21 protein-coding genes and 1 pseudogene are annotated in these 16,345 nt (G+C 57.2%); 13 read left to right on the top strand and 9 right to left on the bottom strand.

Translation table 11 applies throughout. From position 1 onward, the window contains the following. Positions 1–36 precede the first annotated feature (36 nt). Positions 37–1,607 (bottom strand): annotated as a pseudogene (locus AC13DJ_RS16220) (IS3 family transposase). An 87-nt stretch (positions 1,608–1,694) separates the two neighbouring features. Here AC13DJ_RS16220 and AC13DJ_RS16215 point away from each other — a divergent pair. Together AC13DJ_RS16215 and AC13DJ_RS16210 are read left to right on the top strand one after the other, a co-directional pair. After that, positions 1,695–2,156 carry an endonuclease NucS domain-containing protein gene (locus AC13DJ_RS16215; RefSeq protein ID WP_482933774.1) on the top strand — a complete coding sequence of 154 codons (462 nt, stop codon included), beginning with the start codon at positions 1,695–1,697 and terminating at the stop codon, positions 2,154–2,156. A gap of 85 nt (positions 2,157–2,241) precedes the next feature. Next, on the top strand, positions 2,242–3,558 hold the full coding sequence (locus AC13DJ_RS16210) for an IS1380 family transposase (protein ID WP_482936985.1): 1,317 nt from the start codon (positions 2,242–2,244) through the stop codon (positions 3,556–3,558). A gap of 308 nt (positions 3,559–3,866) precedes the next feature. Here the strand turns inward: AC13DJ_RS16210 and AC13DJ_RS16205 are convergent, their stop codons facing one another. Continuing rightward, positions 3,867–4,364: a DUF2780 domain-containing protein gene (locus AC13DJ_RS16205; protein ID WP_474541232.1), complete on the bottom strand. Its 498-nt coding sequence runs from the start codon at positions 4,362–4,364 to the stop codon at positions 3,867–3,869. 337 nt (positions 4,365–4,701) lie between these two features. On the opposite strand from AC13DJ_RS16205, the gene AC13DJ_RS16200 reads away from it, so the two are divergent. From AC13DJ_RS16200 to mtgA, 7 genes are all read left to right on the top strand, one after another. After that, on the top strand, positions 4,702–5,157 hold the full coding sequence (locus AC13DJ_RS16200; protein WP_094623796.1) for a GatB/YqeY domain-containing protein: 456 nt from the start codon (positions 4,702–4,704) through the stop codon (positions 5,155–5,157). A 115-nt stretch (positions 5,158–5,272) separates the two neighbouring features. Next, on the top strand, positions 5,273–5,563 hold the full coding sequence (locus AC13DJ_RS16195; protein ID WP_022987917.1) for a type VI secretion system PAAR protein: 291 nt from the start codon (positions 5,273–5,275) through the stop codon (positions 5,561–5,563). 95 nt (positions 5,564–5,658) lie between these two features. Then, positions 5,659–6,039 (top strand): DUF2750 domain-containing protein, encoded by a 381-nt coding sequence (locus AC13DJ_RS16190; protein ID WP_232901669.1) that lies wholly within the window; start codon positions 5,659–5,661, stop codon positions 6,037–6,039. Between the two features lie 28 nt (positions 6,040–6,067). Then, entirely contained in the window at positions 6,068–7,018 is a 951-nt protein-coding gene (locus AC13DJ_RS16185) for an adenosine deaminase (protein WP_199456714.1), read from the top strand. Between the two features lie 24 nt (positions 7,019–7,042). Next, positions 7,043–7,474, top strand: coding sequence for a DUF3010 family protein (locus tag AC13DJ_RS16180; RefSeq protein WP_058341591.1), 432 nt, complete (start codon positions 7,043–7,045; stop codon positions 7,472–7,474). Between the two features lie 46 nt (positions 7,475–7,520). After that, positions 7,521–7,733: a hypothetical protein gene (locus tag AC13DJ_RS16175; protein ID WP_474539949.1), complete on the top strand. Its 213-nt coding sequence runs from the start codon at positions 7,521–7,523 to the stop codon at positions 7,731–7,733. Between the two features lie 51 nt (positions 7,734–7,784). Continuing rightward, on the top strand, positions 7,785–8,480 hold the full coding sequence (gene mtgA / locus AC13DJ_RS16170; protein ID WP_474539948.1) for a monofunctional biosynthetic peptidoglycan transglycosylase: 696 nt from the start codon (positions 7,785–7,787) through the stop codon (positions 8,478–8,480). A gap of 4 nt (positions 8,481–8,484) precedes the next feature. Here mtgA and thpR read toward each other — a convergent pair whose 3' ends face one another. From thpR to AC13DJ_RS16135, 7 genes are all read right to left on the bottom strand, one after another. Then, entirely contained in the window at positions 8,485–9,030 is a 546-nt protein-coding gene (thpR, locus tag AC13DJ_RS16165) for an RNA 2',3'-cyclic phosphodiesterase (RefSeq protein WP_474539947.1), read from the bottom strand. A gap of 15 nt (positions 9,031–9,045) precedes the next feature. Beyond that, positions 9,046–10,302, bottom strand: a complete 1,257-nt coding sequence (gene codA, locus AC13DJ_RS16160; RefSeq protein WP_474539946.1) for a cytosine deaminase — start codon at positions 10,300–10,302, stop codon at positions 9,046–9,048. After that, a complete protein-coding gene (locus AC13DJ_RS16155; RefSeq protein WP_474539945.1) occupies positions 10,299–10,955 on the bottom strand; it encodes a PucR family transcriptional regulator in 657 nt (218 codons plus the stop codon). The genes codA and AC13DJ_RS16155 overlap by 4 nt, the downstream gene beginning before the upstream one ends. Beyond that, on the bottom strand, positions 10,956–12,239 hold the full coding sequence (gene codB, locus AC13DJ_RS16150; RefSeq protein WP_474539944.1) for a cytosine permease: 1,284 nt from the start codon (positions 12,237–12,239) through the stop codon (positions 10,956–10,958). A 209-nt stretch (positions 12,240–12,448) separates the two neighbouring features. Beyond that, on the bottom strand, positions 12,449–13,294 hold the full coding sequence (locus tag AC13DJ_RS16145; protein ID WP_474543718.1) for a DUF72 domain-containing protein: 846 nt from the start codon (positions 13,292–13,294) through the stop codon (positions 12,449–12,451). A gap of 52 nt (positions 13,295–13,346) precedes the next feature. Continuing rightward, entirely contained in the window at positions 13,347–13,760 is a 414-nt protein-coding gene (gene arfB, locus AC13DJ_RS16140; RefSeq protein WP_286815637.1) for an alternative ribosome rescue aminoacyl-tRNA hydrolase ArfB, read from the bottom strand. Positions 13,761–13,768: 8 nt separating this feature from the next. Beyond that, positions 13,769–14,428 (bottom strand): DUF2238 domain-containing protein, encoded by a 660-nt coding sequence (locus AC13DJ_RS16135; protein ID WP_288372065.1) that lies wholly within the window; start codon positions 14,426–14,428, stop codon positions 13,769–13,771. A 132-nt stretch (positions 14,429–14,560) separates the two neighbouring features. Here AC13DJ_RS16135 and AC13DJ_RS16130 point away from each other — a divergent pair, with 132 nt between their 5' ends. From AC13DJ_RS16130 to AC13DJ_RS16115, 4 genes are all read left to right on the top strand, one after another. Continuing rightward, positions 14,561–15,418 carry a nuclear transport factor 2 family protein gene (locus tag AC13DJ_RS16130; protein ID WP_474539942.1) on the top strand — a complete coding sequence of 286 codons (858 nt, stop codon included), beginning with the start codon at positions 14,561–14,563 and terminating at the stop codon, positions 15,416–15,418. 65 nt (positions 15,419–15,483) lie between these two features. After that, on the top strand, positions 15,484–15,792 hold the full coding sequence (locus AC13DJ_RS16125) for a hypothetical protein (RefSeq protein ID WP_474539941.1): 309 nt from the start codon (positions 15,484–15,486) through the stop codon (positions 15,790–15,792). A 25-nt stretch (positions 15,793–15,817) separates the two neighbouring features. Further along, a complete protein-coding gene (locus tag AC13DJ_RS16120) occupies positions 15,818–15,955 on the top strand; it encodes a hypothetical protein (RefSeq protein ID WP_474539940.1) in 138 nt (45 codons plus the stop codon). Beyond that, positions 15,952–16,323: a hypothetical protein gene (locus AC13DJ_RS16115; protein WP_482933061.1), complete on the top strand. Its 372-nt coding sequence runs from the start codon at positions 15,952–15,954 to the stop codon at positions 16,321–16,323. The genes AC13DJ_RS16120 and AC13DJ_RS16115 overlap by 4 nt, the downstream gene beginning before the upstream one ends. Positions 16,324–16,345 lie beyond the last annotated feature (22 nt).

Raw genomic sequence — 16,345 nt, 5'->3', positions numbered from 1 at the left:
CGGCGATTTTCAACCCAGTTGTCCAAATAGCTGCACCTAAGCAGCTAATTTATTGAGCTCAACTTCCTGTAGATTTCCGGGGTTGAGCGACACCGGACCGGTGACCTCCCAGTTCCGGGTATTGCCAGACCAGCGCTGAGGATTCCGGCGCTTTGCTCTTTCATAAACCATTTTACGATTCGCCAGGCGCTGGTGATCAACACCACGATGCCGATCTGCCGGTGTCACGAAGTTGATGCCACTGTGCAGATGCCGTTCGTTGTAGGCGTACTCAAACGCCAGCATCCATTCACGCACAGCCGTGAGCGATTTAAAGCCCTTTGAGGGCCACTCCGGGCAGTATTTGACCGTGCGAAACAGCGATTCCGAGTATGGATTATCGTTGCTCACTCTCGGGCGGCTGTGCGACATCAGCATGCCCAGATCGGCCAGCCGGGCCTTGAGCGTATAAGACGTCATTGGCGCCCCATTATCAGAGTGCAACACGGGTGGGTTGTGCCAGCAGCCCTCTCGCAGCAGAGCGCGTTCAACCAGCTTTTTCGCCAGCTCTCCCGACTCCGCTTCATGGATTTCCCAGGCAATGATCTTGCGGCTGTAAATGTCCATGATCAGGTAGAGATACCAGTGCTGACCACGCATCGCTGAAGGACAATAACTAATGTCCCAACTCCAGACCTGGTTCGGGCCTGTCGCCGTGAAGCTGGTCGGTTCCGGCACCTTGCGAGGTGGCTTCATGCGCCCTCGGTAGTTTTGTTGCTGGTGCTTTTTCAACACCCGGTAAAACGAGGATTCCGATGCCAGATAAAGCCCCTTGTCGGCCAGCGACGGCACGATCTGGGAGGGCGGTAAACTCCGGTACTCGGGTTGATTACACGCACTCAGAATGGCCACCTCCTCGGCCTGTGTGAGTTTATGGGGCTGTTCAGCCCGTTCTGCCTCCGGACGCCGGTCTTCTGCAACGGTGCCGTTAGCACCTCGCCAACGCTTCAATGTGCGCTCACTCATATCGATCAACTCTGCGGCCTTGTATCGGGCTGCACCACCGGCAACGGCTTCATCGAACAGTTCCAAGAGCCTTGCACGTTCATCCAGCGGCGTCAGTCGTCCTCGCTGCTGTCCGGATCTTCGCCGTACAAGGCTTCGAGCTTTTTTGACAGCACCAGAAGCGACGTTGTCTCAGCCAGAGCTTTATCTTTGCGGCGCACTTCGGCCTTCAGTTTTTTGATGGTTTTCCGGGCATCCCTTTGTTGCTTCTGAGCAACTTTGTCCCGGTCTGGCTGCATGCCAGCGCCTTGCAGGCAAGCTTCTTTCCAACGCTGAACCTGCTCTGGATACAGGCCTTTCTCACGGCAATAAGCACTGAGCTCGGCTTCGGACATTGCCGCCGTTTCCACTACAACGGCCAGCTTGGCTTCAGGGGACCAGTCTTCCCCGGTATTACGATTACCTGGCACGGGCATTCCTTGTTGTCGACACTGTTTCAACCAACTATACAGAGTCACATCGGAGATGCCTTCCTCTGCCGCAACCGATAGCACACTCCGGTTCTGCGGTGGCAACAACTTCTTCAACACGGCGGCTTTACGTTCTTCGGAATAACGTGGCATGAATGCTCCCATGCCGCCCCTACTGACTAAATTCAGGCGAAATTGCCAACTGGACAACTAGGCTGACAGAGGGGGACACTGGCAACGGTGAAGCTGGAGCGCGAGTATCTGCTTGAGGATCAAATCACAAAGGATATCTCCATCCTCAGTGATCACTGGTTGTTGATTGGCCGCCAAGTATACACCGATTTTGGGAAATACATTGACCTGCTGGCTATCGATGCCACAGGCTCCATCATTATTATTGAACTGAAGAAGCACAAAACGCCTCGGGACGTGGTTGCTCAAACCATTGATTATGCCGCTTGGGTCGAGAATCTTTCGTCCGAAAAGTTTGTTCAGATCTACGCAGACTTTGCAGCCAATCATCGCCTGCCAGACCTAACCTTTGATCAGGCGTTCAAAGCTAAGTTTGGTGCGGCACCGGTAGAAGATGAAATCAATAGCTTTCACCAGATGGTGATCGTTGCCGCTGAACTCGATGCGAGTACCGAGCGGATCATCAACTATCTCAATGATAAACCTGAATCCGTGACTTCAACGAGCTGAACTCACGCCCAAAGCCTGCAATAACAAGGCTTAGAGCGATATAATAGCACCTGACATCCATTCACCCAGTCAGTGCTTTCGGCTCATGCGTACCTTCACTCTCCAGCAATCCCGAACCGAAGTCTATACACCCAATGGCGGGCTGGCCCTGGTGGGCCACTGCCTGAACCGGCACACGTCGCTTATCAAAACCGCTCGCACGGTCGCCAAGCGCCACGGTATTCCGAACATTGAGCTGATCCGCACCTACCTGGGCCTGATCACGCTGGGCAAGAGCGACTTCGAGGCGGCCGAGCCGGTACGAACAGATCCGTTCTTCAAATCGGCCATGGGCATCAAGCAGTCGCCATCTTCAGCCCGTTTGCGCCAGCGATTTGATGAAGATGCCCAAGCCCTGACGTCATTGCTGGAGGATGCCAGCGTTGAATTTCTTCAGTCCGTCGAAGCGCCGGTGTCACCACTGGCGATGGGCCATGTTGCCCTGGATATGGATGTCTTTCCCATGGACAACAGCCAGACCCATAAAGAGGGTGTCAGCTACACCTACAAGGGTTACGACGGCTATGCACCCATTGCCGCGTATCTGGGCCAGGAAGGCTGGTGCCTGGGTTGCGAGCTACGCCCTGGCAGCCAGCACGCCAATAATGGTTTTCTGGATACCCTCAAACGGGTTTTGCCCCGGGCCCGGTCACTGACGGACAAGCCCATCCTGCTGCGTCTGGACAGTGCACACGATGCCTGTGACAATCGCGACTTCCTGCGCGAGCAGGACCAGATCGACTTCCTGATCAAGTGGAACCCTCGCAAGCAGGACCCCCTGGCCTGGGCGGACAAGGCTCAGGCCCAGAAGGCCTGGACACTGGAGCGCGACGGCAAGATGGAAGCGGTTCTGTCAGAAGACCTTCCGGACGAACCCGGTCTGCGCCGCATCGTGAAGGTCACTGTTCGCACCAGTGATGCCGCTGGCCAGTTGTACCTGGAGCCGGAGGTCAGCCTCGAAGGCTGGATTACTTCCTTACCAGTCGACGAGGTCAGTGACCAACAAGTCATGGCGCTGTATAGCGACCACGCCACCAGCGAACAGTTTCACAGTGAGTTCAAGACCGACCTGGACCTGGAGCGCCTGCCCTCCGGCAAGTTCGACACCAACAACCTGGTCATGGCCTTCGCAACGATGGGGTACAACGTGCTGCGCTGGATGGGCCTGAGGCTGACCGGCCCGGATGCGCCGGTGCGCCACCCGGCCAAACGCCGTCGCCTGAGAACGGTGATGCAGGAACTGATGACCATGGCCTGTCGCCTGGTGCATAGTGGCCGGCAGTGGATCCTGCGCTTTGGCCGGCACTGTCCGGGCTTTGCCGTTTACCAAGATCTTTACGAAGGAATCGCCTCCTCCGGATAAGCCAATTCGACAACGGCCATATCTTAAAACCACCCGGGAAACCATGCCGGGGCAATCCGCTATTGCCTGGCGACCCTAGCTTGATCAAAAAACAGCCACATCCTGGTGGCTGGTCGACTTCAGCCTGCACGTTCCAGGCATTATCAACCTGCTTTTGGTCAAGTTTTCACTCACATTAGCGCCGATGGCGCTTTGCGGGGTATATTGGCCTGCAAAGTCACTGATTCAGGCATTAGATAGGAAAGTTTTCGAAAACGGGAAAATACTTATATCCGGGGGTGTTCAGAGCACCCCCGGCAGAACTCAGCTTACGGCGCTGGTGCCCATAAGCTTTGCAGCTGTCCCAGCAACGACGAGCCCACTCCCTGGTTACCCAGGAATCCCATCACAATCGGCACAAACTGCTGGATCATGCCTGCGTCCATGCCAAGGGCCGAGAATGCGGTCTGAACACCGTCCATAGAAGTCACGTTGGACAGCAGGCTTTCACCCAGCCCGCCACCGCCGCCCAGCAGGCTGGACAGGCCGGAAGCTTCGCTGGTCAGACTGCTCATGGCGTCTGTACCCAGCTGATTCTGTGCAAGCTGCAACAGGGCTCCGGTGCCGCCAACGGCCTGGGTCTTGGTAACACCAAGGTCATTCTGGAGCTGGCCCACCAACTGCTGGGCTTCGCCAGTGACTTCCGTTGTGGACGAAAGTGCTTGTGTGCCGGTGGCGAGAGCATCGTTCAGGCTGAAGGCGCTAGCGGCTGGGGCCAGCAGGTAGATGCTTGAAACAAGAAGAAACTGTTTGAAAATTGCGCTCATTAGGGTGTCCTGATGGTGGGTGGGAAATAGCATGATCCTAACGAATATGGGGGCGATTACAACTTAATAAAAGTTCGGGAAACCGAGACAGCCCCGTTTTTGTCCGCATCCTGATTTCTGCTTCTGCCTATATCACGAATGCAGCAAGCATGCTAAAACGTCGTCGGCCAGCCGTCGCCAGCACTTCTGGGGGCACCGGGCACTCTTCCATTTCTCAGGATGAAGGTTGAAACCAATACCACCAATCAAAACAGCCGGGAAGTGTTCGATACGCGGTATGTCGCCGGTTCTTTGATATTATGTGCGCCTTCCACAACTGACAGAACAGGAGCTCACCATGGCGGAATCGTCTCTAAAAGAACAGCTTGGCAACGCCGTAAAAGATGCCATGCGCAACAAGGAGAAGGACCGGCTTGTTACACTGCGCATGGCCCAGGCGGCGGTGAAGCAGATCGAGATTGATGAGCGCCGTGAGCTTGGCGACGACGACGTTCTGAAAGTGCTGGATAAAATGCTCAAGCAGCGCCGTGATGCGGCCAGCCAGTATGAGGAAGCGGGTCGTGGTGAGCTGGCGGACAAAGAACGGGCAGAAATGGCCATTATTGAAGAGTTCATGCCCGCCGCGCTCAGCGAAGAAGAGCTTGAAGGTTTGATTCGTGCAGCCATCGGCTCGACCGGTGCCAAAGGCATGCAGGACATGGGCAATGTAATGAACGAGTTGCGCCCCCAGGTAACCGGCCGGGTGGATATGGGACAGTTAAGCAAGATGGTGCGGGCTGCGCTGGCCGGTTAAGGCTTGGTTATTGCCGAATTTGTGTTTAGCATTGCTGCTTCACGGGTACTGCAACGGTACCCGTGAGGTCAGAAAATTATGGACACTCTCCGTCACGGATTGAAGGAGCAAAGGAATGAGTAAGAATGTGGTTTTGTTGGGCGACCTGGGCACAGACCATGAAGGGTTTCCGCCCACCCCGGTGATTGCCGGTTCCCCCGATGTTCTGGTTGATGGTAAGCCTGTCGCCCGTGTGGGCGATCCCCTGGCACCGCACTCCAAGCCCAAGCATCCGCCTCATCCCCGCGCCGTAGCGGCGGGTTCTGCTACTGTGCTGATTAATGGCATCCCTGCAGCCGTTACCGGCAGCGCCGTGTCTTGCGGTGGTGTAACCATCGGCAGCGGTAGTGTGGTGATCGGGAGTTAACTCCCGGGTAAGCAGGGCTGCCTCGGCAGAATTCATGATAGGCTTCGGTTTTAGCACCGCCGTTTCAGGCGGTGGCGTTATTTTATGGAGCCTTCATGAGCGATAACCCCCTGGCGCAGATTCTCGAGATGGACGGCGAGGAGCGATACGATTACTTCCTGGATGCCGTTGTTGAAGAGCGGGAAATCTGGATTCTGGTCAATGCTGATAACCAGTTTCTGAAAATTGTTTCCGACGAAGATGGCGTGGCTTACCTGCCGGTCTGGCCTGGTTCAGAATTTGCTGCTGACTACGCCAAAGACTCCGGCGATCTCTCTCCCAAAGCGGTTTCTTTGCCGGATTTCTTCCGGAAGTGGGTAACCGGCCTGAGTCGCGATGGCCTGGACGTGGGCGTCTTCCCCGGTGGGCAGGGCGAGCTGTGGATTACCTCCCCGGATGAGCTCAAGCGGGACCTGCAAGAACTCATGGCGTTCTGATTACCTCCCTGAATCTCCGGAGATCACTATGGATGATGCCTGGCTCACAGCCTTGCCGAAAGCAGAGCTACACCTGCACCTTGAGGGTGCCCTTGAACCGGAACTGATGTTTGCACTTGCCCGGCGCAACAATATTGAACTGCCGTGGGCCGATGTAGAGGCACTGCGGCAGGCTTATTCTTTCAACAACCTTCAGGAATTCCTGGACCTGTATTATCAGGGTGCGAACGTTCTGCGCACGGAGCAGGATTTCTATGACCTTACCTGGGCCTATCTGCAGAAATGCCATGCCCAGGGCGTGGTGCACGTTGAGCCTTTCTTTGATCCCCAAACCCATACCGAACGTGGTATTCCATTCGAAGCCGCCATCACAGGCATCAGCACCGCACTGCGTGACGGCCGTGCACAGCTGGGAATAACCGGCGGGCTGATTCTGAGCTTTCTTCGCCATCTGTCGGAAGAGGAAGCCTTTCAGACCTTGCAGCAGGCCATGCCGTTTCGGGATCAGTTCTTTGCCGTAGGGCTGGACAGCTCCGAGAAGGGTCATCCGCCCATCAAGTTCGAGCGGGTGTTTGCCAAGGCCCGGGCCGAGGGCTTTCTGGCGGTTGCCCATGCCGGCGAGGAAGGGCCGCCGGAGTATATCTGGCAGGCTCTGGACCTGCTCAAGGTCAACCGGATTGACCACGGTGTTCGTGCGGCCGAAGATCCCGCCTTGCTCGACAGGCTGGCGGACGAGCAGGTTCCGTTAACGGTTTGCCCGCTGTCTAATATCAAGTTGTGCGTGTTTCCGGATATGGCGCAGCACAATATTCTTGAACTGCTGGAACGCGGTTTGAATGTGACCGTGAACTCGGATGACCCGGCGTATTTCGGTGGCTATGTGCTGGAGAACTTCACCGCGCTGCGGGACAGCCTCGGTATGACAGAAGACCAGGCCCGGCGGCTCGCCCTCAACAGCATGAATGCCCGGCTGGTTTAACAGCGACAGGTTAAGGAAACTAAAATGATTGTATGTGGCGTTGAACTGACCGGCAGCGATGCGGTGGTGTGTTTGCTGAATCTCGACCGCGGGCAATTCAGCCTGCCGGAGTGTAAGGTTCGCAAGCTGTCGCTGCGCAAAAACCATACCCGCGAAGACCTGAAACAGTTTCAGGCTGAATTCGCGGCCCTGATGGCTGAACACGAGGTTGGGTGTGTGGCGATCAAGGAGCGGATGCCCAAGGGCAAGTTCGCCGGCGGGGCCATCAGCTTCAAGCTGGAGGCGACGATTCAACTGATGGCCGGAAACGAGCCGGAAGTCCGGTTGCTGCCGTCTTCCCTGATTAAATCCACACTGGCTTCGAACCCGTTACCCATTCCGTTTGCTGAAACCGGCTTGAAGGCCTTTCAGGAAACCGCCTTTACCGCAGCTTATGTGGCGCACATGGCGAAGTAGGTAGTAAGCTGGCCCCGCGTAGAAACCGTGCCCCCGGGGGCGGGTATTGCCGATTCTGAAGGCACATAAAACCTGGTCTACCCCTAAACAGTGGGTGGAGCACATCAAACAGGTGCCTCTGGGCCCGAATGTGGTCAGCTTTCTGGGCCATAGCGATTTGCGGGTGGGGGTGATGGGGCTGAGCCGGGCGACGGCCGGTTTATTCCTGCGCGTTAAGGCTTTCCATATCGTAACCGCCACGGCCTGTCGTGTCGGCTAACATGTAATGTCTGTTTGAGGCATGTTTAACCGAGTACGACAGGTTCCGGCTATGGCCAAAAGGTCTTTTGTTCGTAAATCCCTGCGCCTGCTAGCCATGGCATTCGGCGCCGTTTTAGCGCTGTTTTTTCTGACCATCCTGTTGTTCCGGGTTGTGAACCCGCCCACCTCCGCCTTTATGCTGACCTATCAGCTTGGCACTGCGCCAGAGCCGCTTCGGCAGGAATGGGTGCCCATGGCGGAGATTTCACCCTGGATGCCGCTGGCGGTGGTTGCCAGTGAAGATCAGCGGTTCCCCTATCATGCCGGGGTGGATTTCGAGGCCATCCGCAAGGCAGTATCCGAGTACAAGGCCGGAGAGGGCTTGCGGGGCGCCAGCACCATTACCCAGCAAACCGCCAAGAACCTGTTTCTCTGGAATGGTCGCAGCTTTGTTCGCAAGGCGCTTGAAGCCGTGCTGGCACTGGGGATTGATGGCCTGTGGCCAAAGGAACGGGTGCTGGAGGTTTACCTGAATATTGCGGAATTCGGGCCCGGAATCTACGGAGTAGAGGCCGCCAGCCAGATCTACTTCGGCAAACCTGCCCGCCAATTATCCCAGACCCAGGCTGCCCGTTTGGCCGCCGTGCTGCCCAATCCAAAAGTGTTGAGCGTAACGGCACCCACAGCTTATGTGCAGGAACGGGTGGTCTGGATTCAGCAGCAGATGAACCAGCTCTCCGGGCTCAAATATCTTGAACAGCTGTAATGCGTCAATCGGTATGGGTCGTCAATACAAACCGCTCAAGTACCGTATACACCGAGCCACTTGCACCGGGTGTGCTTTCGAACAGCACGAAGTCCTTGACCGGCATGGTGCCGAATGAAGTGTTCCTGTGGCCCTCAAGCAGTGACGCCACCGAACCGGTCGGTGGGCGGAATCGACTGATTGTTATGTGAGGTTTGAAGCTTGGGTTTTTTAGCGTAAACCCGTTGTTGGTGAGTCGGTTTGCGAGGTTTTGTTGGAACTCCCGAAGTTGGTCTTCCGGCGATACTCCAGCCCAGAGAATTTTCGGGCTCTCCGGGGAACCGAAGCAACCCAGTCCCTGCACATTGAGTTCAAAGGGTGATTGGGTAACACCCCGTGCCAGGTCGCAGGCCAGAGCCACCTGCGGCTCTTCGACCTGGCCGAGGAATGCCAGGGTCAGGTGCAGTTGTCCACGGCTTTGCCAGCGAGCCCCGGCTACCTGTGTTTTCATCTGCAGGAGGCTCGCCTTGACGGCCTCGGGTATCTCCAGTCCGAAAAACAGCCTTGGCATAACGCGTTTCCGCCTTCAAAGGCTCAAGTCAGTTTCATATTTCATCATATCCCTCTTGATCAGCAATTTCCCGTCCCGGACAGACGCCAGCACGGGTTGCTGCCCCATCAAAACTTCATAGGGGGTTTGTCCCTGCTGCACGATACACCGGGCCGGTAGTCCTTCTTCAATGCCGTAGTCCTGAAGGTCCAGCGCGGCGGCGCCGTTATCGGTGATGAGCTCCAGCGATTTTTCGATCTGGCTCATGCCCAACATATGGCAGGCGTGCAGGCCGACGTCCAGGGTGCGCAGCATGTTGCCATTGCCGATGGGATACCAGGGGTCGCGAATGGAGTCCTGGCCGAAGGCGACTTTCAGGCCGGCGTCCAGTAGTTCCGGTACGCGGGTCAGGCCGCGGCGCTTAGGGTAGCCATCGAAACGGCCTTGCAGGTGCAGGCTTTCGGTGGGCATGGATAGGAACCGAAGGCCGGATTTTTTCAGTAAGCGGAACAGCCGGCTGCAGTAGGCATCGTTGTAAGAGCCCATGGCACAGGTGTGGCTGGCGGTTACCCGGGATCCGTAATCCAGGCGTAGGGCTTCAGCGGCAAGCACTTCCAGGAACCGGGATTCCGGGTCGTCAATTTCATCGCAATGGACATCCACCAGCCGGTCGTTCTTGTGGGCCAGCTCCATCAGCCAGCGCACAGACTCGGCGCCGTAATCCCGGGTGAACTCGAAGTGGGGGATGCCGCCTACCACATCGGCACCCAGTCGCACCGCCTCTTCCATCAGCTCTCGGCCATTCTTGAAGGACAGGATGCCTTCCTGTGGAAAAGCTACGATCTGCAGGTCGACCAATCCGGCGGTCTGTTCTCGCACTTCCAGCATGGCCTTGAGGGCCGTCAGGTTTGGGTCGGTTACATCCACATGGGTGCGCACGTACTGGATACCGTGGGTGGCAAACAGCTTAAGGGTTTCGGTGGCCCGTTTGATCACATCTTCATGGGACAGCATGGCTTTGCGCTCGGCCCAGCACTCAATGCCTTCAAACAGAGTGCCGCTCTGGTTCCAGCGGGGTTCACCGGCGGTCATGGCAGCATCCAGGTGGATGTGGGGTTCGACAAAGGCCGGCGTAACCAGGTTGCCGGCGGCATCCAGTTCGTTGTCCCCAGCGGCGGCGGGCCCTGGCATCGGGAGAATGTTGGTGAAGCGCCCGCCGGCAATGGTGAGTTTGTACAGTCCATCCTTGCGCGGCAGGCGGGCGTTTATGATTGCGTTCACTTGTTCGGTCATTTTGTCTCCTGGTGTTGGCGCACCGGCGGTTCAGGGTTAAACAGCAGGTGGGCCATGAGCAGTGATTTGAAATTGTCTGAGCTGTCGGCGTCACTGGCCAGGCCATCGGATAGTTGGTTCATCCGGTTACGAACGGTGTTCCGGTGGCAGCTCAGGGTTTCTGCCATGGCGCTCTGGTTGCCGCGACAGCTGACCCAGGCCTCTAACAGGTCTGCTGAACCAGCGAGAAGTTCGGTATCAACGTTTCCACCGTTTGTGTGCTCAGCCCGGACAATCGCCCTGCCGATGATTTCAGTCACCTCGACCATGGGCAGGGAATAGGGCTGTTCAAACAACGGAAGCGCCAGATCGTCGGCCAGTTGGCACAGACTGTTCGGTAACTGGCCAATGTACGCATCTCCTTTGAGAACGACCAGCCCGGCGATGTTGCAAGCTTTGCCTTCGTACAGGCATTCCGCCAGGTTCTGGGGGCTGCGATGCCGGCTGATGCCGGTGACAAACACCAGTTCACCACCTTTGACCCAGTCCTTGAAGGAGCGGTTTTCAGCGAGGTAGGGCCAGCGTACCGGATTGCCGGCGGCGGCATCGCCACCCCGGATCCGGATGGTGCTCAGCCCCGGGAGCTTGGGTACATCGATGCACTGTAGGGCCATTTATGCGGTTCCCATCACCATGGCCCGGCGTTCCAGCACTGCCTGAGAAACCACAAGTACCAGGCTGTAGCTGAATGCGGCCACCAGCACACCGACAATCGGCGCAATCCAGGGCGAGGTGTAGGCGGCTGCGGAGCCAATCGCGTAAGCGGCAAGGCCGGGTACGTTGAACGCGGGCAGTGTTGTTGTGGCCAGGTTCGGGTACTGGCGTTTATAGCCGACAAAGTAGCTGGCCATGATGACGCCGCCGATGGGCGGGATAAAGGTGCCCAGTAGGACAAGAAATGGAATCAGCCACTGGTACATGCCCATGACCGCCAGGACGGTGCCGATGCCGGCCCCGACAATGGTGACCAGTTTGCGGCGGCGGGTACGGACCAGGTTGCAGCCTGCGACAGCAAAGTTATAGACGGTGTTGTCCTGGGTGGTCCAGAGGTTCAGGAACAGCATCAGAATGCCCAGTGTTGCCAGCCCCTGCGCGACCATGATATCGACAATGTCGGCCTGTTGATAAACCAGGGCACCGAAGGCGCCGATCAGGGTCATCAGGCCGTTGCCCAGGAAAAACGCCAGTAGTGTGGCGATGACGGCAGTCTTTCCGGATTTGGCGAAGCGGGTCCAGTTGGTGGCCTGTGTACCGCCACTGACAAAGGTGCCGAACACCAGGGTGATAGCCGCCGCAACCGTCATCTCACTGGATGGAGTGATCGCCAGTAAACCGGCCAGCCCGCCGGCATCCGAGGTGGCCATGGTCATGCTGACGGCTACCAGAATAATCATGGCGGGCACGGCCACCCGGGACAGCCACTCAAGGCCGCGATAGCCGATAAAGGCCGTGACGCAGAAACCGAACCCGAACAGGACCATCAGCGGGGTGGTCAGGCTCTCCGGCATGCCGGTCAGTTTCACTAACAGTATGGCCATGGTGGCGGTGCCCCAGGCGTACCAGCCAATCTGGGTGAAGCCAAGGATGATATCCGACAGCTTGCTGCCCATTTCTCCAAAGGTGAAGCGGCTCATAAGGGCGGTGTTGAGACCACTCCTGGCTGCAATGTAGCCCAGTACAGCGGCATAGATTCCCAGTAGCAGGTTACCTGCTGCGAGTACCATCAGCATGGTGGAAAAATCAAAGGCCACACCAACGGTGCCGCCGGCCCACATGGTAGCGGTGAAAAAGGTGAAGCCCAGCAGTACCAGCCCCATGGACCAGACGCTTTTGCGTTGATCCATGGGCACCGGGCTTAGGGGGTAGTCCTGCTCTTGCGGGGTTGCCTGAGTAGTCATGGTGATTTCTCCGTATCGTTAGTCATCACGACAAGCGTTCGCAACCTTCATGCCATTTCCGGATTCGGGCAGGTAAAAGCCTGCAGGCTCCGGGTACTCATTGTGCATATTGCACAATTTCTTGGGTTGCGGAGCCCCGGGACTGCGGTTTATGCATGGAATTGGTGCGGGATCACCGAGCCCTATCCAAATTGGTGCAGGGTTGAATTCTAGAACAACCCGATCTGCGGCGTAGTCAGCTCTACCGGCAGTGCTTCCAGTTCTGGAATCTTCTCCCGCAGCAATTCGGTCCACAACGCAGCCAGCTCCACCGCATGGCCGTTGTCTGGCATGTGCATGAATACATAGGGCTGAATGCCAGCCTCAATCCAGGCAGCCACGCGATCTACCCAGGGCGCAAGAAAGGTTCGGTTGGTTTCCAGGTCGGGATGGCCTATGTAGCGAATCACCGGCGCCGCGTCGCTGGGCAGGATGTGCACCGGAACTCTGGGCTTCTTGCGCTGGGCATCGATGGTTGATTCACAGTCGGGCGTGGCAGAGAACAACGCCCGGCTATCAAGAACCATCCTTGCCAGCTTTCGGGCCCGCAAACCCTGGTTCAATGTCCGTTCCTCTTCACCCTTGGCGAAAAATGCCGGGTGGCGGACTTCTACAGTCCAGTGAAGAAACTTGGGTGCGGTATCCAGGAACCGCCAGAGCTGATCTAGCCGCTGAGGGCCAAAGCCGGCGGGTAGCTGCAGCATCATGGGGCCCAGCACATCGTTTAGCGGCTCAATCAGCGATAGAAAAGTATCCAGCTCATCGCCCACGCCGGTGAGAAAGCGTTCGTGCGTGATGGCTCGGGGCAGTTTGAACAGGAAGCGGAAGCTGTCCGGCACCTGCTGCCGCCATTGCAGACACTGATCCCGGCTGGGGCTGGCGTAGAAGGTGGTGTTGCCCTCAACGGTGTTGAACACCCGGGCATAGCGCGCCAGGGGAGTGCCGCCGGGTGGCAGCTGGTTGTTCCAGTTCGGATCTTGCCACTGGGGACAACCGAGGTAGTAGGGCAGTGCCATCTTTTTTCGCTGCTCTGCTGTGGATAAATTGATCACTCAGGCGCCGGGGATATCAAAGCTGCACTTTTCCCCTGAGCGCCTTGGTTTTACCTTTTTTGGTTTTGTTGTCCACACGCCGACGTTGGGAGCCCTTGGTTGGCTTGGTGGGGCGGCGGGCTTTCTGTTGCTTTACCGCCTCCTGGATCAACTCTTTCAGGCGCTGAAGGGCATCGTCCTTGTTTAGCTCCAGGGTGCGGAAGGACTGCGCTTTGATCACGATGATGCCGTCTTTGCTGATTCGCTGGTCAGACAACGCCATCAGCCGCTCCTTGTAGAACGGCGGCAGGCTGGAGTTCTGGATATCGAACCGGAGGTGAACGGCAGAGGCAACCTTGTTGACGTTCTGCCCGCCCGCGCCCTGGGCGCGTATCTGGGTGATCTCAATTTCCCAGTCTGCCAGTTCAACGGCGTTGGAGATTTTCAGCATGGGCTTCCTCAGCGCCGGAAAAAGCGGGGGTTACGTTCGATAAAGGCATCAATCCACCGCTCCAGGAACGAGGCCTCGTCCGGATTCTTCAGGTAACGCCAGCCCAGGGTCGAAATGATCAGGGCACCAATGGCATCCACAATCAGGTCCCACATGGTATCGGTCAGCCCGGATGGATCCCCCAGCATGGGTTTTTGCATGTTCATTCCGAATAATGAATCCATGGTGAATTCGAAGACCTCCCACAGGGCCCCAATGCCCAGGGCAAACATGAAGGCAAAGAGGGCAACAAAGCCCGGCTTCAGGTGCATCTGGAGCTTCTCGGTTTCGTTCATGATATGCACCAGCAAAAAACCGAGGATGCCAAGCAGGAAGCCCGAAGTGGTGTGCAGGGCCATGTCCCACCACCAGAAGCGGGTGTAGTAGTCGCGAATTTCGCCCAGAAACAGGGACGCGAACACAAAGCCGATGGCCGCCAGCTGCAGTCCCGGTGGAATGTGAATGCGGAAACGCCGCTCAAACAAAACCGGGAAAAAGGTAATGGCAATGATCATGCTGGTCAGGAAGGCAGTGAACCAGCGCTGGCCGATTACAGCAAACACCGCCTCGGCCAGGAGTATCAGTTGCAGGGCAATGGTGATTCTCTGGTGGGTAATTCGAATGCGCATGCACAAGAGGTTCCTGATTTCGTTACGCTTACCCTATCACATCACGCCGGTTTCCAGGCTCCCCGTGACGGTTGCCACGGCTCCGATTGGTGTAGGATAACGGGCATAACCTGAAGCAAGAGACGTTTTACCATGTTGAAGACATTTCTGATGACATTGCTGGCGGCCAGTGTTGCCTTGTTGGCGGGCTGCTCCGGGCCGGAATCTCCGCAGGAAGTTTCTGAAGCCTTCTGGCAGGCGGTTGTTGAAGGCGATGCCGGTGACGCCAGCGACTACTCCACGCTGGTCGACGAGGCTGCGTTCGACAGTTTTGGCGAGAACTGGAAGAACGTGCAAGTGGCCTGGGGCCGCGTTGTTATTGATGAGCAGGTTGCCCGGGTAACCACCACCCTGAGCGGGCTGGAGGGGCGTGATGAAGCGGTTGAAACGGTCACCTACCTGGTGCGCCAGGGGGATGAATGGCTGGTGGACTACTACCGCACCGGCGACGCCCTGGAAGATGGCCCGGTGTGGGGCAGCCTGGTTGGCCAGCTGGAAAAGCTGGGCGAGGATCTTAAAGTCCGCTGGGCACAGCAATCCGATGAGCTGGCACAGGAACTTCAGCTGATGGGGCAGGAGCTTCAGCAGCAAGCCGCACAGATGAGTAGTGAATTCTCGGGCCTGGCAGAAGAGTATGGTGAGCAGCTGGGGCAACAAATGGAAGCCTGGTCCCAGTCATTGCGAGAGGCGCTGAAAGCCAATCCTTCGGCCTCTTCGAAAGACCGGCGCACGCTGAATGAGGCCGTTACCCAGCTTGAAGTGCAGCAGCAAAAACTGGAAGAGGCGGACCTTCAGGCATTGGCCGAAAGCACCGTTGTGGCCGCAAAGACCCAGTTGCAGCTGGGTGAATTAGGTGAGGAATTTGCCGCCTACAAAGCCGAGTGGCAGCAGCGCCTGGCCGAAATAGAATCGGAAATAGAACGGTTTATGCAACAGCTGAAGGAAGGTTAGGAACCTTTTGGGCTGGCATCCGTGATTATTCATTACACCACTCAGATATTCGGAGAGAATCAAGCGTGAAACCTGCATTTATGTTTGCGATTGCAGCCACAGCCCTGCTGGCCGGCTGCCAGACTTCCGGTTACATGACCTCAGCGGCCACCGACGGAGACGGCGTTACCTGCGTTGAGATCTATCAGGCCTTTGATGCCTATGAGCGCGATCGGCAGTCTGCCAGTGCCCTGGCTGACCTGGGTCGGGTGATCAGCCCCGCCGCCGGTAGCTATGCCGATATGGGCGTGAACCAGGCGTCCAAGTACTACGAAGAAATCAAAGCCAGCGCGAATATTGCATTGGCGATGCGCGGTTGCCAGCCCATCCAGTAACACCGGTCATTAGCTGACAAGAGGAATGCGTATGTCCGTCGAAACCAAACTTGTGGTGTGTCCCCACTGCCATAAGGCAAACCGGGTGCCTGTTGATAAACTTGCCGCCGATGGCAACTGCGGTGCCATGAGTGAGGCCCAGATCCAAGGGCAGGCGGGATGAGGTTTCCTGCCGTAACGGTTGTACTGGTGGCTGGTGCGTTGTTGTATGTGCTGTGGGATCAGATGCAGGACGAGCCAGCCCCTGAGGACCCGGCCAGGTACACCAACCTGGGTGCCAGCCCGGCCAAGCGCAGTGACGTGGTGGACTGGGCTGTTACACAGATTCCGGAAGTCTGCGCCCAGGCAACCGGGGGTAGCGGAGAACGGTTTGATGACTGCGTGGAGCGGGCGGAGTCCCGTACCTCCACCTGCCGAAGGGCAATTTACGATAACTTTCCGAACAACGTGACATCAGAAGCAGTTTTCCGGGATGTTTCGATTACCATGATGAATTGCCTGGTGCCGGAGTCGGGCCGGGTTCAGCCCTGATTTTTTCAGTAGACAAGGAATC

The sequence above is a fragment of the Marinobacter sp. L-46 genome, from assembly GCF_056859535.1.
The sequence above is the reverse complement of the archived record's forward strand: the minus strand, read 5'-3'. Positions and strand labels throughout refer to the sequence as shown.